This is a genomic window from Chitinimonas violaceus (assembly GCF_052601015.1).
The window spans coordinates 1-647 of sequence record NZ_JBQXDJ010000210.1; the positions used below are offsets into that span (position 1 = coordinate 1).

1 protein-coding gene is annotated in these 647 nt (G+C 54.7%); it reads right to left on the reverse strand.

From position 1 onward, the window contains the following. Positions 1 to 647 (reverse strand): IS5 family transposase (locus ACUHMQ_RS20955; RefSeq protein WP_445297376.1); only part of this gene is annotated, 647 nt, incomplete at both ends.

The following is a 647-nucleotide window of genomic DNA, read 5'->3' on the forward strand; positions in this document are numbered from 1 at the left end:
CCATGCTTTCATAGTTCCGTTTCAGTTTGTCGAACCGGAACGCCACTGCACGGTAATGCTTCAGCCTCGCAAAGGCGTTCTCGACCAAATGCCGGTAGCGATACAACCACTTATCCAAATCGGCATTTCCTTTCACCGAGTTGCGCTTTCTGGGAATCACGGGTCGAGCGCCCTGCGCTTTAATCTGTTCGCGAATACGCTCACTGTCATAGCCCTTGTCCGCCACGAAGACCTCAGCAGACGGCAGTTGTGCTATCAGTTCAGGTGCCTGCGTACAGTCGTTGACCTCTCCACCGGTGATCTCGAAAGCCACCGGCAAACCATGCGCGTCGACCGCCAGATGAATTTTGCTTGTATTGCCAGCCCGGCTTTTGCCGATGGCTTCAGCATGATCGCTGGCAGCACCGGCACTGTGCTGATGGGCCTTCACATAGGTGCCGTCGATGAATACCCATTCGAAGTCGGGTTCCTCTACCAGGACTTTGAAAGCTTTGAGCCACTTGCCAGCAAGCGACCAAGCATTGAAGCGTTTGTAGATGGTGTTCCAGCCGCCAAAAGCACTGGGCAGATCTCGCCATGGACAGCCCACGCGCATCCGGTAGAGCATTCCCTCAACGGTCATTCGCAGATACGGCTTGTGGTAAATG